Source organism: Paenibacillus sp. 19GGS1-52, from assembly GCF_022369515.1.
GTDB lineage: Bacteria > Bacillota > Bacilli > Paenibacillales > Paenibacillaceae > Paenibacillus_AQ.
This window is the reverse complement of sequence record NZ_CP059724.1, coordinates 5,619,762-5,634,673: the sequence shown is the minus strand read 5'-3', so window position 1 is coordinate 5,634,673 and position 14,912 is coordinate 5,619,762. Positions and strand designations below refer to the sequence as shown.

The window sequence follows — 14,912 nt, the reverse complement described above, 5'->3', positions numbered from 1 at the left end:
GAAAAAAGGCGACAAAGCGGATAGCCCTACCTCTTTGAAATATTACCTAGGTCTGCTTTATAATGGACGTTACATGAACTTCCGCACAAGGGACGTAAAGGAGAGAGTTACTATGGATACATTAGTTTTTCTGGGTACAGGCGATGCTATGGGTGTGCCCCGAGTATATTGCAGCTGTGAGACCTGCACGGAAGCGCGAGCGACTGGAGAGAATGTCCGCCTGCGCTCATCTGTGCTCATAGATAACGGCACTGAGGTATTGGTTATTGATTGTGGTCCCGATTGGCGGCGGCAAATGGAAGCGCAGGGTATTCGCGAGATGCGCAGGCTGCTGGTGACCCATGCTCATTTCGACCATATTGGTGGGCTGCCGGAATGGGCGGATGCCTGCCGGTGGATGGGCTTCAAGGGAGAGCTGTATGCTCCTGCAGAGGTCATTCCCATTATTGAGCGGCAGTATCCGTGGCTGAGCAGGCACATTCAGATGATTGCTTGCGATGATGGCATTATACTGGATGGATGGCAAATATCGACTTGGAAAGTGAACCATGGAAAGAACGGATACTCTTACGCCTATCGGCTGGAGAAGGAAGGTTATACGTGGGTCTACTGTCCAGACTCCATCTCACTGGGGGCTGAGGAGACACGACTCATGCATGGGGCTGATCTGCTTGTGCTGGGGACAAGCTTTTATTATGAGTCTGCTGAGCTCTCTACCCGCTCCGTGTACGACATGACCGAAGCGGCTGAGCTGCTGCAGGTGGTACAACCTCATCGGGCTGTGTACACGCATATGTCGCATGACGTTGATCTGGGCAAATCGTATATTTTACCAGAGAATGTAACGCTGGCACGTACGGGGCTGCAACTACGGCTTGGGCATTCGGAGGCCTGAAGAGGCAAATGAAGAATGACGGCATCTTAATGGCTCAAAGCAAAAATCAGCGGTTGACCTGTTGTAAGTAGAGCCGCTACGGTTCGGAGGGTTCTTACGATCGCTGTTAAAGCCCGATTTCCCGATTGAATAATGAATATAGGGTGAAATCGGGCTTTAAAGGCGCCCCCTTCGTTTCTCCAGAATCCCTCCGACCCTCCGCTCAATCTGCACGTTTAGTCAACCCCTGATTTTTAGATAGAGCCATCTTAATTATATAAAAACCAACAGGGACATTCCTCAGCCTACAAGTAGCTGAGAAATGTCCCTATTTCATTATTCTGCTTCATGCTTCCATTAATTCATAGTCATTCCGCCAGTAACATTAATGGCCTGACCCGTCATATAAGCAGAGAATGGACTTGCCAGAAACAGCACAACATTAGCGACATCCTCCGGCTCAGCCGTGCGGCCAAGTGGAACCTGTGAGCGGTCCTCCGCCAAGATATCCTCTGGCAGCATTCCACGCAAGCCTGCACCTTCAATTCGTTCACGGCGCTTCATATCTGTCTCCACAATGCCCGGGCAGACCGCATTCACTAGAATTTGCTCACGGGCCAGCTCCAGTGCCATCACTTTGGTGAAGCCAAGTACGGCATGCTTGGAAGCCACATAATTGCCCATGCAGCGGTAGCCATTCTTACCCGCCTGTGAAGCAATATTGATAATCCGGCCGCCACCACCTTGCAGCAGCATTTGCTTCGCCCCGGCTTGGGAGACCAGAAAGACCCCTTTGGCGTTAATATCCATGACTTTATCCCAGTCTGCCTCTTTAATATCCACGGCAAAGTCCATGGTCGAGGTTCCGCTGTTATTTACAAGAAAATCAACGCGCCCAAAAGCTTCCACGGCACAATTAATGAGCCGTGTGGCATCGTCAATCGCTGTGACATCTATTTGGATATTCACAAGCCGTTCATGGACAACCTCAACCCCCGCTGTACAGGCAATATCCCCGACCACAACATTGGCTCCGGCTTCTAGGAACAAATCCGCTATGCCTTTGCCGATTCCGGTTAGACCGCCAGTTACAACTAATGTTTTGCCAGTGAAATCAATACTCAGCATAAGTTACAGATCCTTTCATTCTTAATCCCGGAAAGGGTCATCACTAATGCCTGCTTCGAGCACAATTCTGGCGTATTCCTGAGCGCTGAACAAAGAATGATCTTTATAATTGCCGCATTCGAGAGCGGAGACCGCAGGAACATGCTCAGTCTCAAGCACCTTATGCAGTACCTTAGTGAGGGCTGCTGCAACGTCGGCAGGATCATGTTCATCCCAGATAATCAGATAAAAACCTGTGCGGCAGCCCATTGGGGAAATATCAATGATACCGGTTAGTTCGTCCCGCAAATAGGTAGCCAGCAAGTGCTCCAGGGTATGAACAGCAGCCGTTGGCAAGGCATCTACATTAGGTTGCAGCAGGCGTAAATCGTATTTCTGAATCGTGCTGCCGAGCGCATTTCTCTCGGTACCCGCAATTCGCACGTAGGGTGCTTTTACTTTCGTGTGATCCAACTGAAAACTCTCAACTTTCGCCATGATTACTCTTCCTCTCAAGCTTTTCATATCAAACTATCATAAAGAGAAATAGAAGTAAATAGCTATTCTCAGTATTCCTACTATTTTATTCGGGTATTGATTAAAAATGTATTGACATGAATATTAATGCCTTGTAACATATGAATCAATTAAATTCTGATGTAATTACTAGGATTAATACATATTCTTGTTTTGCACAGAGATTTATCTTAAGGGGGAGAAAACTCAATATGAACAAAAAATGGATCCATTCCGCACTTATCGTCGTCGCCGTCGCTTTATTCACTGCCGGTTGCGGCAATTCCAAGGATGCTTCCGATTCAGGTAGTAATTCCTCCGCTCAAGCCAAGAAGACGCTGCACATCAGCTTTAATCCCGGACCTTATAGTGATGAATTCAAGAACGGTGTGGCCCCTTTCCTTGAGGCAAAAGGGTATGAGATCACTTATAAGGAGTTTACAGACGGGATTCAGCCTAATGTGGCCGTTGCCAATGGCGAGCTGGATGCGAACGTATTTCAGCATTCTTTATACCTTGAATCTATTAATGTAAGAGAGAAGATTGATCTGATTGGGGCGGTACAGGTACCAACACCACCGATGGGACTCTATTCCAACAAACACACTAGCCTGGATGAGGTCAGTGATGGTGCACAGGTGAGTCTTCCGAATGAACCGGTCAATATGCTCCGTGCCCTTAATATTCTGAAAGAGGTAGGCTGGATTACGCTGAAGGATGATCTTGATCCACTGAAGGTTGCGCTCAGTGACATTACCTCCAATCCACATAACCTGAAATTTATTGCCACCGATCCGGCACAGGGCCCACGTACGCTTGAGGATGTTGATTTTGCGGCCATTCAGGGTAATTTCGCTGTATCCAATGATATTAAGCTGACCTCAGCGCTGCAATTAGAGAAGATGACAGACCCGTTTATTAACATAGTTGCGGTGAACAGTAAGAATAAGGATGCGCAGTTTGTCAAAGACATTATCGAAGGCTACCATTCCGCTGAATTCCAGAAATATATCAAATCCAATCCGGATTATGAAGGTTATAAGCTGCCGAGTTATTTCAAATAAAGAGGTGCAATCCATATGGACTTTAAACCCTCCAACGTAGTTAATGAGCTTCCTGGGAATTATTTCAACGCGATGAAGGAGAAGATTGCTCAGTATCGTAGTAAAGGCATTGATGTCATCGATCTGGCCAGCGGGAATCCGGACCAACCCACGCCGGAGCCCATCATTCAAGCCTTGAAGGAGGCTATTGATCAGCCGGAGAATCAGGGCTACCCACCCTTTTACGGTAAAAAAAGCACACTGGAAGCTATATCCACCTTTTATAAGCGTGAATATAAGGTGGAGCTTGATCCAGAAACGGAGATCGCCGTATTTAACGGATCGGGGATTGGCATTGTAGGCATCCCGCAAAGCCTGCTGAATCCCGGGGATATTCTGCTGACTGCAGACCCGGCTTATCCCGCTTATTATGCAGCAGCCTCACTGGCGCGGGCCGTAGTCCAGACGATACCCGTCTATGAGAAGGATGGGTACTTGCCGGATTACGAAACCGTTCCAGAAGAGATCTTGCGGCAGGTGAAGCTCTTGCTGCTGAATTATCCGAACAATCCGACAGGAGCGATTGCGACGGAGGAATTCTGGGAGCAGACCATTGCGTTTGCAGCGAAGCAGCAGATTCCTGTGCTGAATGATTTTGCTTACGGAGCCTTTGGCTTTGACGGGCACAAACCACTGAGCCTGCTGCAGACGCCTGGGGCGAAAGAATACGCGGTAGAGACGTACACGTTGTCCAAGACGTATAACATGGCGGGCTGGCGTTTCGGGTTTGCTGTAGGAAATGCGTCCATTATCGCGGCGTTGAAGCATTATCATACGCAGGCGTACAGCACCATCTTTGGTGCTGTACAGGATGCGGCGGCTGTGGCTCTGCTCGGTTCACAGGAATCGGTGCAGCAGCTTGGATTGCTGTATGAGCGGCGTCGCGATACGCTCGTCCATAAACTGCGCAGCATTGGCTGGAATGTTCCCTCTCCGCAGGGGACATTTTTTGCCTGGTTCAGAGTGCCGGAGGGTTATACCTCCGAATCTTTTGCCACGCAACTACTGGAGGAAGCACATGTGGCTGTGGCCCAAGGAGAAGGCTTTGGCACAGAGGGCCGCGCTTACGTAAGAGTGAGCCTTGTAAACAGTGAGGAACGGTTGAGTGAAGCAGTGGAGCGCATTGCGCGAACAGGCATATTCAGCGGCTCTGCGCTGTTGTCAAATTAGGGGGTACACGGCATGATCGAGCTTAGGGAGATATACAAAACCTTTGAACGCAAGGGACAGTCGATAGAAGCTTTGAGAGGGGTCAGCCTGCATGTCGAGAAAGGGGACATTTATGGTGTGATCGGCTATAGTGGCGCTGGCAAAAGCACATTGATTCGTTTGGTGAATTATCTGGAAAGGCCGACCCTAGGACAGGTATTTGTGGAAGGTGAACCTCTTGATAAATACAGTCCCGCAGAGCTGCGCAAGGTGAAAAAGAAAATCGGGATGATTTTTCAGCATTTTAATCTGCTTGAATCCAAAACGGTCTTCGACAACATCGCGATTCCACTAGTGCTGCTCAAGAGAAGTAAACAGGAGATCCGCGAGCGGGTCAGCGAGCTGTTGGAATTCACCGGGCTTAGCGATAAAGCCCAAAGTTATCCGAAGGAGCTCTCAGGCGGACAAAAGCAGCGTGTGGGCATTGCCCGGGCGCTCGCCAGCAATCCCTCCATTCTGCTCTGTGATGAAGCGACCTCGGCGCTTGATCCACAGACCACCAAGTCTATTTTGGAGCTGCTGAAAAGAATCAACGAAGAGTACAACATCACCATTATGATCATTACTCATGAAATGGGGGTGATCCAGCAGATCTGCAACAAGGTTGCGGTGATGGAGCAGGGAGAGATTATTGAGAAGGGTAATGTGCTCGAAGTGTTTGGAAATCCCAGCCATCCGACTACGCAAAGCTTTGTCCAGACCGTCATCCATAACAGTGTACCGCCAAGTGTGCTGCATAACCTGAAAGCCGAAACTGGACGGCGTCTGTTCAAACTGAAATTTGTTGGAGGAACCGCCTCAGAACCGATTATTAATACGCTAATCCGCAATCATGATGTCAATGTGAATATTTTATTCGCCAATATGACCGAAATTCAGAATACGACACTAGGAAGCATGATCCTGCAGATGAACGGCGATAACGGGATCATCGATCAGGCAGCCGCGTTTCTGCTCAGCCAAGGTGTTCAGATCAAGGAGGTGGAAGCCTAATGATGGATACAACGATTACCTCCGCGCAGCTGTTTCAGGCTCTTAATGAAACGGTAGTTATGGTTGGAGTTGCCCTGTTGTTCGGAGCGCTGCTCGGGATTCCTATCGGAATTATTCTGGTCATTACACGTCCGGGAGGCGTACTGGAGAATAAGTATGTGTATGCAGTGTTGAATCCGGTAATTAACGTTATCCGGTCGCTGCCCTTTATTATATTGCTGGTGGCCATTATTCCGTTTACACGCGCGATTGTTCACACCTCGATTGGCACTAGCGCAGCCATTGTACCCTTAGTGGTATATATTGCTCCGTACATAGCGCGGCTGGTGGAGAATTCCCTGCTTGAAGTCAATCCAGGAATTCTGGAGGCAGCGGAAGCGATGGGCGCGACTACATTCCAGGTGATCTGGCATTTTATGCTGCCGGAGGCTTTTGGCTCGTTAATCCTGACCATGACAACAGCCATGATCGGGCTGGTCGGGGCAACCGCTATGGCCGGCTCAGTTGGCGGCGGGGGGATCGGCGATTTGGCCATTAATTATGGCTATCAGCGGTTTGATACTTTTGTGATGATCGTTACGGTTGTTATTCTGATTATTTTCGTACAGGGTATTCAGTCTGCCGGCAACCGGCTGGCCCGCAAAGCCCGCCGAGATTAATAGAATAAGTGGAAACGAGTGAAAGAATAAGGAGCAAGAGAGAAGGAGGGTTCTGACATGTTGCAAGACATCATCGTCCGCGCAGCCCCGCAGGAGTTCATTTGCCGAGCAGGCAGTTGGAACGATCTGGAGCAGCACCTTGAGAAGAGAGGGATTGGACGTGTGCTTATAGTGCATGGTACTCGTTCATGGACAGCGGCAGCGCCCTACCTTCCCGAGCTTAAACGAACAGAAGTACACCTCCATGTGTACAGCGGAGAATGCACCTACGAGGAGCGGGACCGGATTGCTGCTTATCTTGCAAAGCATGAGCTACAGGCTGTGATTGGTGTGGGTGGAGGGAAAATTACGGACTTGGTAAAATCAGCCGCCGCCCTGTTGCATTTACCAGCCATAATTCTGCCTACACTTGCTTCAACCTGCGCAGCTTGGTCTTCACTGAGCGTAATGTATGACACAGACGGAGCCTTCATCCGCTTTGAGGTATTTCCGCGCAGCAATGCCCTTGTACTGCTGGACCCGCAGGTGATTGCCAATTCACCGCCAGAGTTCCTGGTTGCGGGCATTGGAGATACACTCGCCAAATGGTATGAGGCTGACGTCATCATCCGCCAGTTGGATAAGCCACCAGTTGAAGTAGAGCTAGCCTGGTTCGCAGCGCAGAAATGCCGTGATAATCTGCTAGCCTACAGTGAGCAGGAACTTGATGCGTTACGGACTGGCGAATTGAATGATGCCTTGATCCGGATTGTGGAGACGAACATCATGGTCGCAGGTCTAGTGGGTGGCTTCGGCGAGAACTATGGCCGCACGGCGGGCGCTCACTCTATTCACGATGCACTAACGAGTCGACCCGAAGCGCATAACCTTCTGCACGGGAATAAAGTAGCCTATGGTGTGCTGGTCCAGCTGGCGCTGGAGGAGAATTGGTCGGAAATTGATTTTCTGCTGCCGTTCTACACGCAGCTTGGCTTGCCTGCTAGTCTGGAGGATATGGGGCTGAATTTCCTGACACGTGAAGACCTACTGAAGCTGGGAGAACGCGCGACAGAGAAAGGAGCATCCATTCATATGATGTCCGGGGAGATCCATGCTAATATTGTGGCTGACTCTATACAACAACTGGAGGATTACATAGCGGGACAACGTAAAGATGCTAGAAACCAGGGAGTAGAGGCCTCATGAGTATCGCCATTATTGGAGCTATGGAAGAAGAAATAGAATTATTGCGATCAGAGCTGCAGGATAGAAGCAGTCTGAGTGCAGCAAATAGTCTTATTTTCTACTCGGGCCAGCTGAACGGACAAGAAGTAGTGCTGTTGTGCTGCGGCATCGGCAAGGTCAATGCGGCGTTAGCAACGGCTGTGCTTCTGGAGCGATTCCAATGTGAGCTGATCATTAATACCGGTGTTGCCGGTGGTCTGGATGTTGAGCTGCAGGTGGGGGATGTCGTGATAGCTACAGAGCTGGCCTATAGTGATGTGGATGCAACTGCATTCAATTATGTGTATGGACAGGTTCCGCAAATGCCAAAGAGGTATGCGATTCTTCCAAATCTGTTAGCTCTGGCGCAGCAGGTTATTGATCTTAGACCGCGAGAGGAACGTATTGTTACCGGATTGATTACAACGGCAGACTCTTTTATTAGTCATCCGGAGCGGGCGGCATATATCCGTACTCAATTCCCTGAAGTGAAAGCAACGGATATGGAAGGGGCCGCTATTGCCCAAACGGCTTATCAATTCGGCGTTCCTTTCGTAAACATCCGCTCCATCTCGGATATTGCTGGGTCTGAAGCAGCCGGATTATTCAAATCTCACTTGGAGCTGGCGGCTAGGAACTCTGCTGAGGTGGTGAAGGAATTTATTTCTTTGTATATGCAGTTTTCAAAAAATTCTAAAAAATAGAGCTATCCATTCGATTCTATGGAATGGATAGCTCTATTTCTATTTTATTATGGTTCGGACGGACAAGTCCTACGATAAAGATATTCTTCGATTGTAAACCATGGTCCTGAAGCTTGAATGACATACCAAAGTTTATCGGGAAGCTCAAGCTCGCTTACTTTAGAAGTCTTTATTGCTCTCTCCATCTTACATGAACCTAAGTATACGGTAAAGGATGTATCTGAAATAACTGGTCTTACAAAACATACGATCCGTTACTATGATGACCAACAATTAATACCTTTTGTTTCGAGAGACGTCAGAAATAATCGTTTATTCGCTGACCATGATCTGGATTGGTTGCGAATGGTACACTCCTTTCGAATTTCAGGATTGCCAATTTCAGAAGTCAAACATTACATAGTAATGTGTTTGCAGGGTGATGAGACGATTCCTGAAAGGGCTGAACTTATTGCAAAACAAGAAAAAGAACTCGAAGCGAAGATCCGTGAGTACAACCTTCAATTAATGCACATTAAAGATAAGAAGGCTTACTACGAAAGTGTCTCTGCTGGTCAATTGAACGACACCTGGAATCCAGTTAACAATAATGCAGAATGTGGAGAAAAGTACGATATACCGGAACATATCAAATCAGCGCCAAAAGTTCATGCTCGACCATAGAAGATAGTTTAAGGCTTCGAGTACACACGAAGTCAATTTTTTATTTTATTTAAGGTGGCTAAAACATAGTATCCACTATTTATAATGCTCCCGCCGGGGCATTTTTCTGTGTCCAGATATACAAATTTACTGATGTTCAACCTAACCAAATCAATCTATAATCAAAATAAGAAACTGGATTTTAAATTACATATTTAGAATAATTATCAATCAGAACATTGGAGGGTATCTTGTGGCTAAGCCTATTGATCCGATCTTGCTTTCTTTTCCAGAAAGCTTTGAAACCGAGCGTCTGTGTATTCGTGCACCGCTGTGGGGGATGGTGCAGTTATGAATGAAGCTATTGGCGAGAGTCTCGCCGAGTTGAAACCGTGGATGCCTTTTGCCCAAGACATGCCCTCGGTAGAGGAATCTGAGAAATTCACACGTGAGGCACGACTGGATTACTTGAAGCGCTCTCTGCTGCATATGCGCATCTATGATAAAGTTACCGGAAGTTTTATCGGCTGCAGCGGCCTGCATAATATCGACTGGGATATCCGCAACTTTGAGATCGGTTATTGGATTAGAACAACCTGTGCGGGCAAGGGGTATATGACGGAGGCAGTTAACGGAATTACTGAGTTTGCTATACATACGCTGAACGCCAACCGGATCGAGATTCGCTGTAGTACTCGAAATGCCCGAAGTGCAGCCGTAGCCGAGCGAGCAGGTTATACGCTTGATGGAATCCTGCGCAGCAACCGCCGCGGACAGGATGGGGAACTGCATGATAGTAAGGTCTATGCCAAGGTGCGTGGGGCAGAATTTTAAGGAGAGAAGGTTGATTTTTGAAGCAGCAAGGCGTGTTCTCAAAATTAAGTAAATACATGCTAAGGCACAAGCTATTATACTCCGTCTTATTAATTACCACTTTGCTTAGCATAGCTTTGGATTTAATGATGGCTTGGTTCCTGTCAGGAATTACGGCTGCGGCAGTCAGCCTTGATGTGGATGCCCTCAAAGGGCTGGCAGGATTGGGGATTATCTTTTTGCTCGTAATTGGGCTTAATAATTATGTGGATGCCAATCTCAAGAACAATATTTCCGCCAAAATCAGAAATGAGCTGCGTCTGGATATGATGAATCACACGCTGTCGCTGCCACAATCCTATTTTGACCGCAATCATTCGGGGGACCTGCTGTCCCGCTTTACCAATGATAATCAATCGGTCGGCGAGGCCTGCGGGCAGGTACTGATTGGTTTGCTGCGAAATCCGCTGCTTGCTCTTGCCGCCTTTGGATACTTGCTCTATATTAACTGGCTGCTGGCTTTGATTTGTTTTGCCATGGGGCCCTTGCTGTTCCTTACTGGCAAAATATTCGGTAAAGCGATGCGTGTGAACAGTGTGCAGATCCAGCAAAATATGAGTAAGACGACTTCCTTTTTGAATGATATTCTGGGCAGCAGCATGGTGTTCAAGTCCTTCTCTATTGAACGCAGGCTGCTGAAGCTGTATCAAGGACACAGTGAGAGTATTATTTCCGGGGAATTGAAGCGTGGCAGAATTGAAGGGGCGACCGGGGCGATCTCCTCATTACTAGGTAACTTCACCTTTCTGCTGGCGCTGGTTGTTGCTGCTTATTATGTAGCGAATGGGTCGCTTGAGGTAGGTGCAATGCTCGCGTTCATTCAACTTATGAATTATTTGGTGGCGCCGTTCTCGGCTTTGCCGGGACTCGTGGCTGCCATGCAGCAATCGTTGGGTGCAGCGGGAAGGATCTTCGAAGTACTGGACAGTACAGCGGAATTCAAGGCTCTTCCGGAGCCAATCACAGAACAGCCTAGCTTTCGGAGTCTGGTCCTGTCATCGGTCTCGTTTGCTTACCCGGAAGCCGAGAAGCAGAGCCTGAACAAGATTAGTCTGGAGCTTCAGCAAGGGTCGCAAATGGCAATTGTTGGACCGAGCGGTGGTGGGAAATCGACGCTATTCAAGTTATTACTGGGATTCTATGATTCTAATGAAGGTGATATTTTGATCAATGGAGATTCAATTCAAGATATGAGTCTGGCTTCGTTGAGAAGTTATTTTGCCTATGTGCCACAGGAGTCGAGCTTATACACTGGAAGTATCCGCGACAATATCAGGAATGGGAAGCCGGAGGCAGACGATGCTGAGATTGTGGAAGCTTTGCGCAAGGCGAATGCCTATGATTTTGTGCAGGAGCTGCCGCAGGGATTAGACACGGATATTGGTGAGGAAGGTTCTCGACTGTCGGGTGGTCAGCGCCAACGTCTCTCCATTGCCAGAGCGATCCTGAAGGATGCGCCTATCCTGCTGCTGGATGAAGCGACGGCTGCGCTCGACAATGAATCGGAACAAATGGTGCAACAAGCGATCCGCAAGCTCATGGGTGACAAAACGACACTTGTCATTGCCCACCGCCTCTCGACAGTACAGAATGCTGATCTTATTCTAGTGATGGAGAACAGTGAAATTGTGGAGCGCGGGACACATGAGCAGTTGCTTGCTGCTGAAGGCAGGTACCATAAGCTGTATTATTCCCAGTTGGAGCAGGAAGAGGAGTTGGAAGTAACTGCGGTAATGACGGGAGTAGGGGCAGAGGGTGCGAGAACTGAAGTGGTAGCAGCAGAAGCTGGAGTCTAGGGACAGGTAGAAGCAGAAGGAGCTGCAAGGAGATAAATCCTGCTCGGGCTGGAATCTTCTGAAGGATAGGAAAGGGGTGCCTCAAGGCCATGAGAGATCATGGTCTGAGGCACCCCTTTCTGGATCTGCGCTAACTAAGGAATATGGGAAAAGACAGGCAGCCCTCCACTTGAAGCATGGCAGTGCAGTACAATGCGCGCTGGGAAAAGAATAGTTGTAAGGTCCTGTAATTCATATAGAAGAAGAATTTTAATTGCTGTCTGTCCTATGTTTAGCTGCACTCTGTACATTTATTTTGGAGAAATACCCGAATTTAAAGGGATGAATCCCCTCTATATTTAGAATATGAGGTAAATTATCTATAATAGAGGGATAATTTACCTCTATGTAGAAACCACCGGAATCCGGTGGTTGACCAGATGATATCTTCTCAGAACAGAGACTCTGGTCCGTATACTGTTAGTTTTCTTCATAACAATGGTCCCAAGTCTTTCATTTATGACCCTAATCCGTTGCTTAAGCTTCCAACTCGGCACTTTGCAGAATGAATTTATCAATGGCGTATTTTACGCCGTCTTCATTGTTGCTGAGCGTGATGAAATTGGCGATTTTCTTCAGCGCTGGAATGGCATTCTCCATGGCGATGCCCAGACCGGCAGCTTCCAGCATTTCGTGATCGTTCCAGGAATCGCCGACAGCGATAGTCTCGGACATGTCACAGCCGAAATGGGCAGCGAGGAACTCAAGCGCAAGTCCTTTAGTACCCTCATGATGCATGATTTCGAGGAAGTAAGGCTTGGATTTCGTAATGTGTACAGAATCTCCTAGCAGCTCACGCAGTTTGGGCGCCAGCTCATCGAGGAAGTCCGGCTCATCGATAATGAGCATTTTGGGAGTCTTCTGAGGCACTAGCTTTTCCCAATCTGGCTCAATAAAATATTGCGTTTTGTTCAAGGTAGAATAGTCCTTCAGCTTCTGGTTCTCTTCGCGGGCATACAGCTTGTCATCAATATAGGTTTGCAGATGCAAATCATGCTCCACACAGTAGTTGAACAGCTTGCGTACAGCATCCTGTGGCACATAACGTTCATAGAGAACTTGTTCATCCAGCAGGTTCTTCACGAGTGCACCTTGGTAAGTAATGATCGGCACGTTGAGTCCGGTCTGGCGGGCAATCGCTTGAGCAGATGCGTAAGCACGGCCTGTAGCAAGTGTTACAACAACACCAGCAGCGACAGCCTGTTCGAGTGCAGCCTGGGTGGCGGGTGTGACTTCCTTGTCATCATTAATCAGTGTGTCGTCAATATCGATAGCGATCAGTTTGTACATGTTTGGTTTCTCTCCTTATTTCTCTTTATTTCTTTCTAAATACACGCAAGCTGAAAAAGTACATGTTCTTGTATCCGCTAGATTCAGCACTAAGCTCCGCCATAAGCATAGCGGCCAGGATACAAAGGCAACCCAGCAGTGCGGATATGCCCAAAGTCTCCCCACCAAAGACAAGTCCTGTTCCGGCGGCAAACACCGGCTCCATGGCATAGATGATAGCCACCCGTGAAGGCGTAGTGTATTTCTGGCAGGCGGTCTGAATCCAGAAGGCAAAAGCGCTAGTGGGACCAATGGAGATCAGCAGGGCCCATAGTACATCCGGCTTTCCGATAAGCTCACCGCTATGAGCTAACGTGCTGCTTCCTTCAAAGATCAATGAAGCGGCGATGCTAAGCAGCCCAACAACAGCCAATTGTAGCGTAGCCAGCGGCAGCGCCGGATAACGGGGAGCATACACGCCGGTATAGGCGATCTGGAGTGCAAAAGCAACGGCGCAGAGCAGGATAAGTCCGTCGCCCTTATTCAAGGACAGCGCAGAGCCTGTGAAGGTGAGCAGATAAAGTCCTGCTGCGGCCAAACATGCGCTGAACCAGGTATACCGTGAGATAGCGTGACGTAGTAATGCCAGAGACAGGAACGGAACGAGCACTACCGACAACCCGGTAATGAAGCCGGTATTAGAAGTAGTCGTATACAGCAGTCCCATCGTCTGGAAGCCGTAGCCCATAAAGAGAAACAGGCCTAGCAGCAGGGAATGACACACCATCTTCCAGCTTAGCTGATTCCACTCTTTGCGGTAAAACACAGCGGTAATCAAGGCCAGCAGCAGAGCTGCACCCGTAAATCGAATGCTGTTAAAAGCGAACGGCGGCAATACCTGCACGGCCTTCTGTACAATCAGAAATGTACAACCCCACATCATCGCTACCAGTAAAAGACTTAAATCAGCCATACGGGAGCGACTCACATCGGCCATCCTTTCCTAAGATCAGAAGTTCCTCAAATTGTATCCTATTATAAAGTGGACGACAAGAAGAAATGGCTTCGCCGTCCTTTATGAATAGGGATTTTCATACTTAGTCTGGACAAAAAGAAACAGCCTTGGTATACTTCGATAACCGCACATCTGTTCTTATTTTGACACCTTAGAAAGGAGCGGTATCCACTATGATGGGCAAATCCCATTTGTTAATTAGCACCGGGGTTACCCTATCGGTTATGAGTCTGCTGGGCTATGAGATCACAATCCCGGCCCTCGCTGTGGCGGCACTTAGTTCATTGCTGCCGGATATTGATGAGCCGAATTCGCTGTTAGTGCGCAAGGCCATTCCTAATTTCCTGCTCCGAGGGCTGCAGATTGGCTTGATAGGCGCGGCTATATACCTTTATTTCGCGGGTATCGTACCTTATCCCTGGAATATTGTTCTGGCGCTGCTCGTAGGCAGTGTCTCTTTCCTGCCAGGCAGACGATTGCGGCATTTAGTTATGCTGCTGATCGCTTTGGGATTGTTCGCCTTCGCTGATGCTTACGATCCTTGGAACTACATTGCTGCTTGCGCACTCGCCATAGCAGCGGTTGTCCCCCATCGCGGGCTGACGCATACGCTTTACGGCGTTGCCGGCTGGAGTGCACTGCTGTATTACGCATCACTCAGCATGAATGACGGAGGCAGCCTTTGGATTGCCGGGGGCATGTCCTATGCGCTCCATTTGCTGGCCGATTCGCTTACCCAGCGCGGCATTACACCGCTGCCGCCGTTGCCCTTCAAGCTGCGTCTGAAGCTGATGAGCACGGGGACCAAGAAGGGGAGTGCCTTCGAGAAAAGTTGTATCTTGCTTACCCTGGTACTGGTTATTTATGTATTTGTTCTTTCTTCATAAGAAGCGTTGTTGCTAGTTCTTAG

At 48.5% G+C, this 14,912-nt stretch carries 15 protein-coding genes; 11 read left to right on the top strand and 4 right to left on the bottom strand.

The genetic code is table 11. The features are described 5' to 3' along the window. The first annotated feature begins 112 nt into the window (after positions 1–112). Positions 113–895, top strand: a complete 783-nt coding sequence (locus H1230_RS26090) for an MBL fold metallo-hydrolase (protein ID WP_239712735.1) — start codon at positions 113–115, stop codon at positions 893–895. A 336-nt stretch (positions 896–1,231) separates the two neighbouring features. Here H1230_RS26090 and H1230_RS26085 read toward each other — a convergent pair whose 3' ends face one another. Then, on the bottom strand, positions 1,232–2,002 hold the full coding sequence (locus tag H1230_RS26085) for an SDR family NAD(P)-dependent oxidoreductase (RefSeq protein ID WP_239712734.1): 771 nt from the start codon (positions 2,000–2,002) through the stop codon (positions 1,232–1,234). A 21-nt stretch (positions 2,003–2,023) separates the two neighbouring features. Next, positions 2,024–2,479 carry an S-ribosylhomocysteine lyase gene (locus H1230_RS26080; RefSeq protein ID WP_239712733.1) on the bottom strand — a complete coding sequence of 152 codons (456 nt, stop codon included), beginning with the start codon at positions 2,477–2,479 and terminating at the stop codon, positions 2,024–2,026. 230 nt (positions 2,480–2,709) lie between these two features. Between H1230_RS26080 and H1230_RS26075 the strand changes: the two genes are divergently transcribed. From H1230_RS26075 to H1230_RS26035, 9 genes are all read left to right on the top strand, one after another. Next, the gene (locus H1230_RS26075) at positions 2,710–3,561 is read left to right on the top strand and encodes a MetQ/NlpA family ABC transporter substrate-binding protein (protein WP_239712732.1); all 852 of its coding nucleotides are present in this window, start codon (positions 2,710–2,712) and stop codon (positions 3,559–3,561) included. A 15-nt stretch (positions 3,562–3,576) separates the two neighbouring features. Further along, positions 3,577–4,770 (top strand): aminotransferase class I/II-fold pyridoxal phosphate-dependent enzyme, encoded by a 1,194-nt coding sequence (locus tag H1230_RS26070; protein WP_239712731.1) that lies wholly within the window; start codon positions 3,577–3,579, stop codon positions 4,768–4,770. 12 nt (positions 4,771–4,782) lie between these two features. Further along, positions 4,783–5,802, top strand: coding sequence for a methionine ABC transporter ATP-binding protein (locus H1230_RS26065; RefSeq protein WP_239712730.1), 1,020 nt, complete (start codon positions 4,783–4,785; stop codon positions 5,800–5,802). Next, the gene (locus H1230_RS26060) at positions 5,802–6,461 is read left to right on the top strand and encodes a methionine ABC transporter permease (RefSeq protein WP_239712729.1); all 660 of its coding nucleotides are present in this window, start codon (positions 5,802–5,804) and stop codon (positions 6,459–6,461) included. The genes H1230_RS26065 and H1230_RS26060 overlap by 1 nt, the downstream gene beginning before the upstream one ends. 57 nt (positions 6,462–6,518) lie before the next feature. Continuing rightward, complete coding sequence (locus H1230_RS26055; protein ID WP_239712728.1) at positions 6,519–7,646, top strand: iron-containing alcohol dehydrogenase family protein; 1,128 nt, start codon at positions 6,519–6,521, stop codon at positions 7,644–7,646. Then, on the top strand, positions 7,643–8,368 hold the full coding sequence (locus tag H1230_RS26050; RefSeq protein WP_239712727.1) for a 5'-methylthioadenosine/adenosylhomocysteine nucleosidase: 726 nt from the start codon (positions 7,643–7,645) through the stop codon (positions 8,366–8,368). Before H1230_RS26055 ends, H1230_RS26050 begins: the two co-directional genes overlap by 4 nt. Positions 8,369–8,485: 117 nt before the next feature. Continuing rightward, positions 8,486–9,031, top strand: coding sequence for a MerR family transcriptional regulator (locus tag H1230_RS26045; RefSeq protein WP_239712726.1), 546 nt, complete (start codon positions 8,486–8,488; stop codon positions 9,029–9,031). Between the two features lie 330 nt (positions 9,032–9,361). Beyond that, positions 9,362–9,844, top strand: coding sequence for a GNAT family N-acetyltransferase (locus tag H1230_RS26040; protein ID WP_345773377.1), 483 nt, complete (start codon positions 9,362–9,364; stop codon positions 9,842–9,844). 17 nt (positions 9,845–9,861) lie between these two features. Continuing rightward, a complete protein-coding gene (locus H1230_RS26035; protein WP_239712725.1) occupies positions 9,862–11,679 on the top strand; it encodes an ABC transporter ATP-binding protein in 1,818 nt (605 codons plus the stop codon). Positions 11,680–12,195: 516 nt separating this feature from the next. Here H1230_RS26035 and H1230_RS26030 read toward each other — a convergent pair. Both H1230_RS26030 and H1230_RS26025 read right to left on the bottom strand, forming a co-directional pair. After that, positions 12,196–13,008, bottom strand: a complete 813-nt coding sequence (locus H1230_RS26030) for a Cof-type HAD-IIB family hydrolase (protein WP_239712724.1) — start codon at positions 13,006–13,008, stop codon at positions 12,196–12,198. 25 nt (positions 13,009–13,033) lie between these two features. After that, a complete protein-coding gene (locus H1230_RS26025) occupies positions 13,034–13,975 on the bottom strand; it encodes a DMT family transporter (protein ID WP_239712723.1) in 942 nt (313 codons plus the stop codon). Positions 13,976–14,175: 200 nt separating this feature from the next. On the opposite strand from H1230_RS26025, the gene H1230_RS26020 reads away from it, so the two are divergent. Next, positions 14,176–14,889 carry a metal-dependent hydrolase gene (locus H1230_RS26020; RefSeq protein WP_239712722.1) on the top strand — a complete coding sequence of 238 codons (714 nt, stop codon included), beginning with the start codon at positions 14,176–14,178 and terminating at the stop codon, positions 14,887–14,889. The last annotated feature ends 23 nt before the right edge of the window (positions 14,890–14,912 follow it).

Excerpts from the sequence above, each read along its gene's own strand:
- H1230_RS26070 (WP_239712731.1), top strand. The coding sequence starts at position 3,577 with ATGGACTTTAAACCCTCCAACGTAGTTAATGAGCTTCCTGGGAATTAT.
- H1230_RS26020 (WP_239712722.1), top strand. The coding sequence starts at position 14,176 with ATGATGGGCAAATCCCATTTGTTAATTAGCACCGGGGTTACCCTATCG.
- H1230_RS26090 (WP_239712735.1), top strand. The coding sequence starts at position 113 with ATGGATACATTAGTTTTTCTGGGTACAGGCGATGCTATGGGTGTGCCC.
- H1230_RS26060 (WP_239712729.1), top strand. The coding sequence starts at position 5,802 with ATGATGGATACAACGATTACCTCCGCGCAGCTGTTTCAGGCTCTTAAT.
- H1230_RS26045 (WP_239712726.1), top strand. The coding sequence starts at position 8,486 with ATGACATACCAAAGTTTATCGGGAAGCTCAAGCTCGCTTACTTTAGAA.
- H1230_RS26055 (WP_239712728.1), top strand. The coding sequence starts at position 6,519 with ATGTTGCAAGACATCATCGTCCGCGCAGCCCCGCAGGAGTTCATTTGC.
- H1230_RS26075 (WP_239712732.1), top strand. The coding sequence starts at position 2,710 with ATGAACAAAAAATGGATCCATTCCGCACTTATCGTCGTCGCCGTCGCT.
- H1230_RS26050 (WP_239712727.1), top strand. The coding sequence starts at position 7,643 with ATGAGTATCGCCATTATTGGAGCTATGGAAGAAGAAATAGAATTATTG.
- H1230_RS26080 (WP_239712733.1), bottom strand. The coding sequence starts at position 2,479 with ATGGCGAAAGTTGAGAGTTTTCAGTTGGATCACACGAAAGTAAAAGCA.
- H1230_RS26040 (WP_345773377.1), top strand. The coding sequence starts at position 9,362 with ATGAATGAAGCTATTGGCGAGAGTCTCGCCGAGTTGAAACCGTGGATG.
- H1230_RS26030 (WP_239712724.1), bottom strand. The coding sequence starts at position 13,008 with ATGTACAAACTGATCGCTATCGATATTGACGACACACTGATTAATGAT.
- H1230_RS26065 (WP_239712730.1), top strand. The coding sequence starts at position 4,783 with ATGATCGAGCTTAGGGAGATATACAAAACCTTTGAACGCAAGGGACAG.
- H1230_RS26085 (WP_239712734.1), bottom strand. The coding sequence starts at position 2,002 with ATGCTGAGTATTGATTTCACTGGCAAAACATTAGTTGTAACTGGCGGT.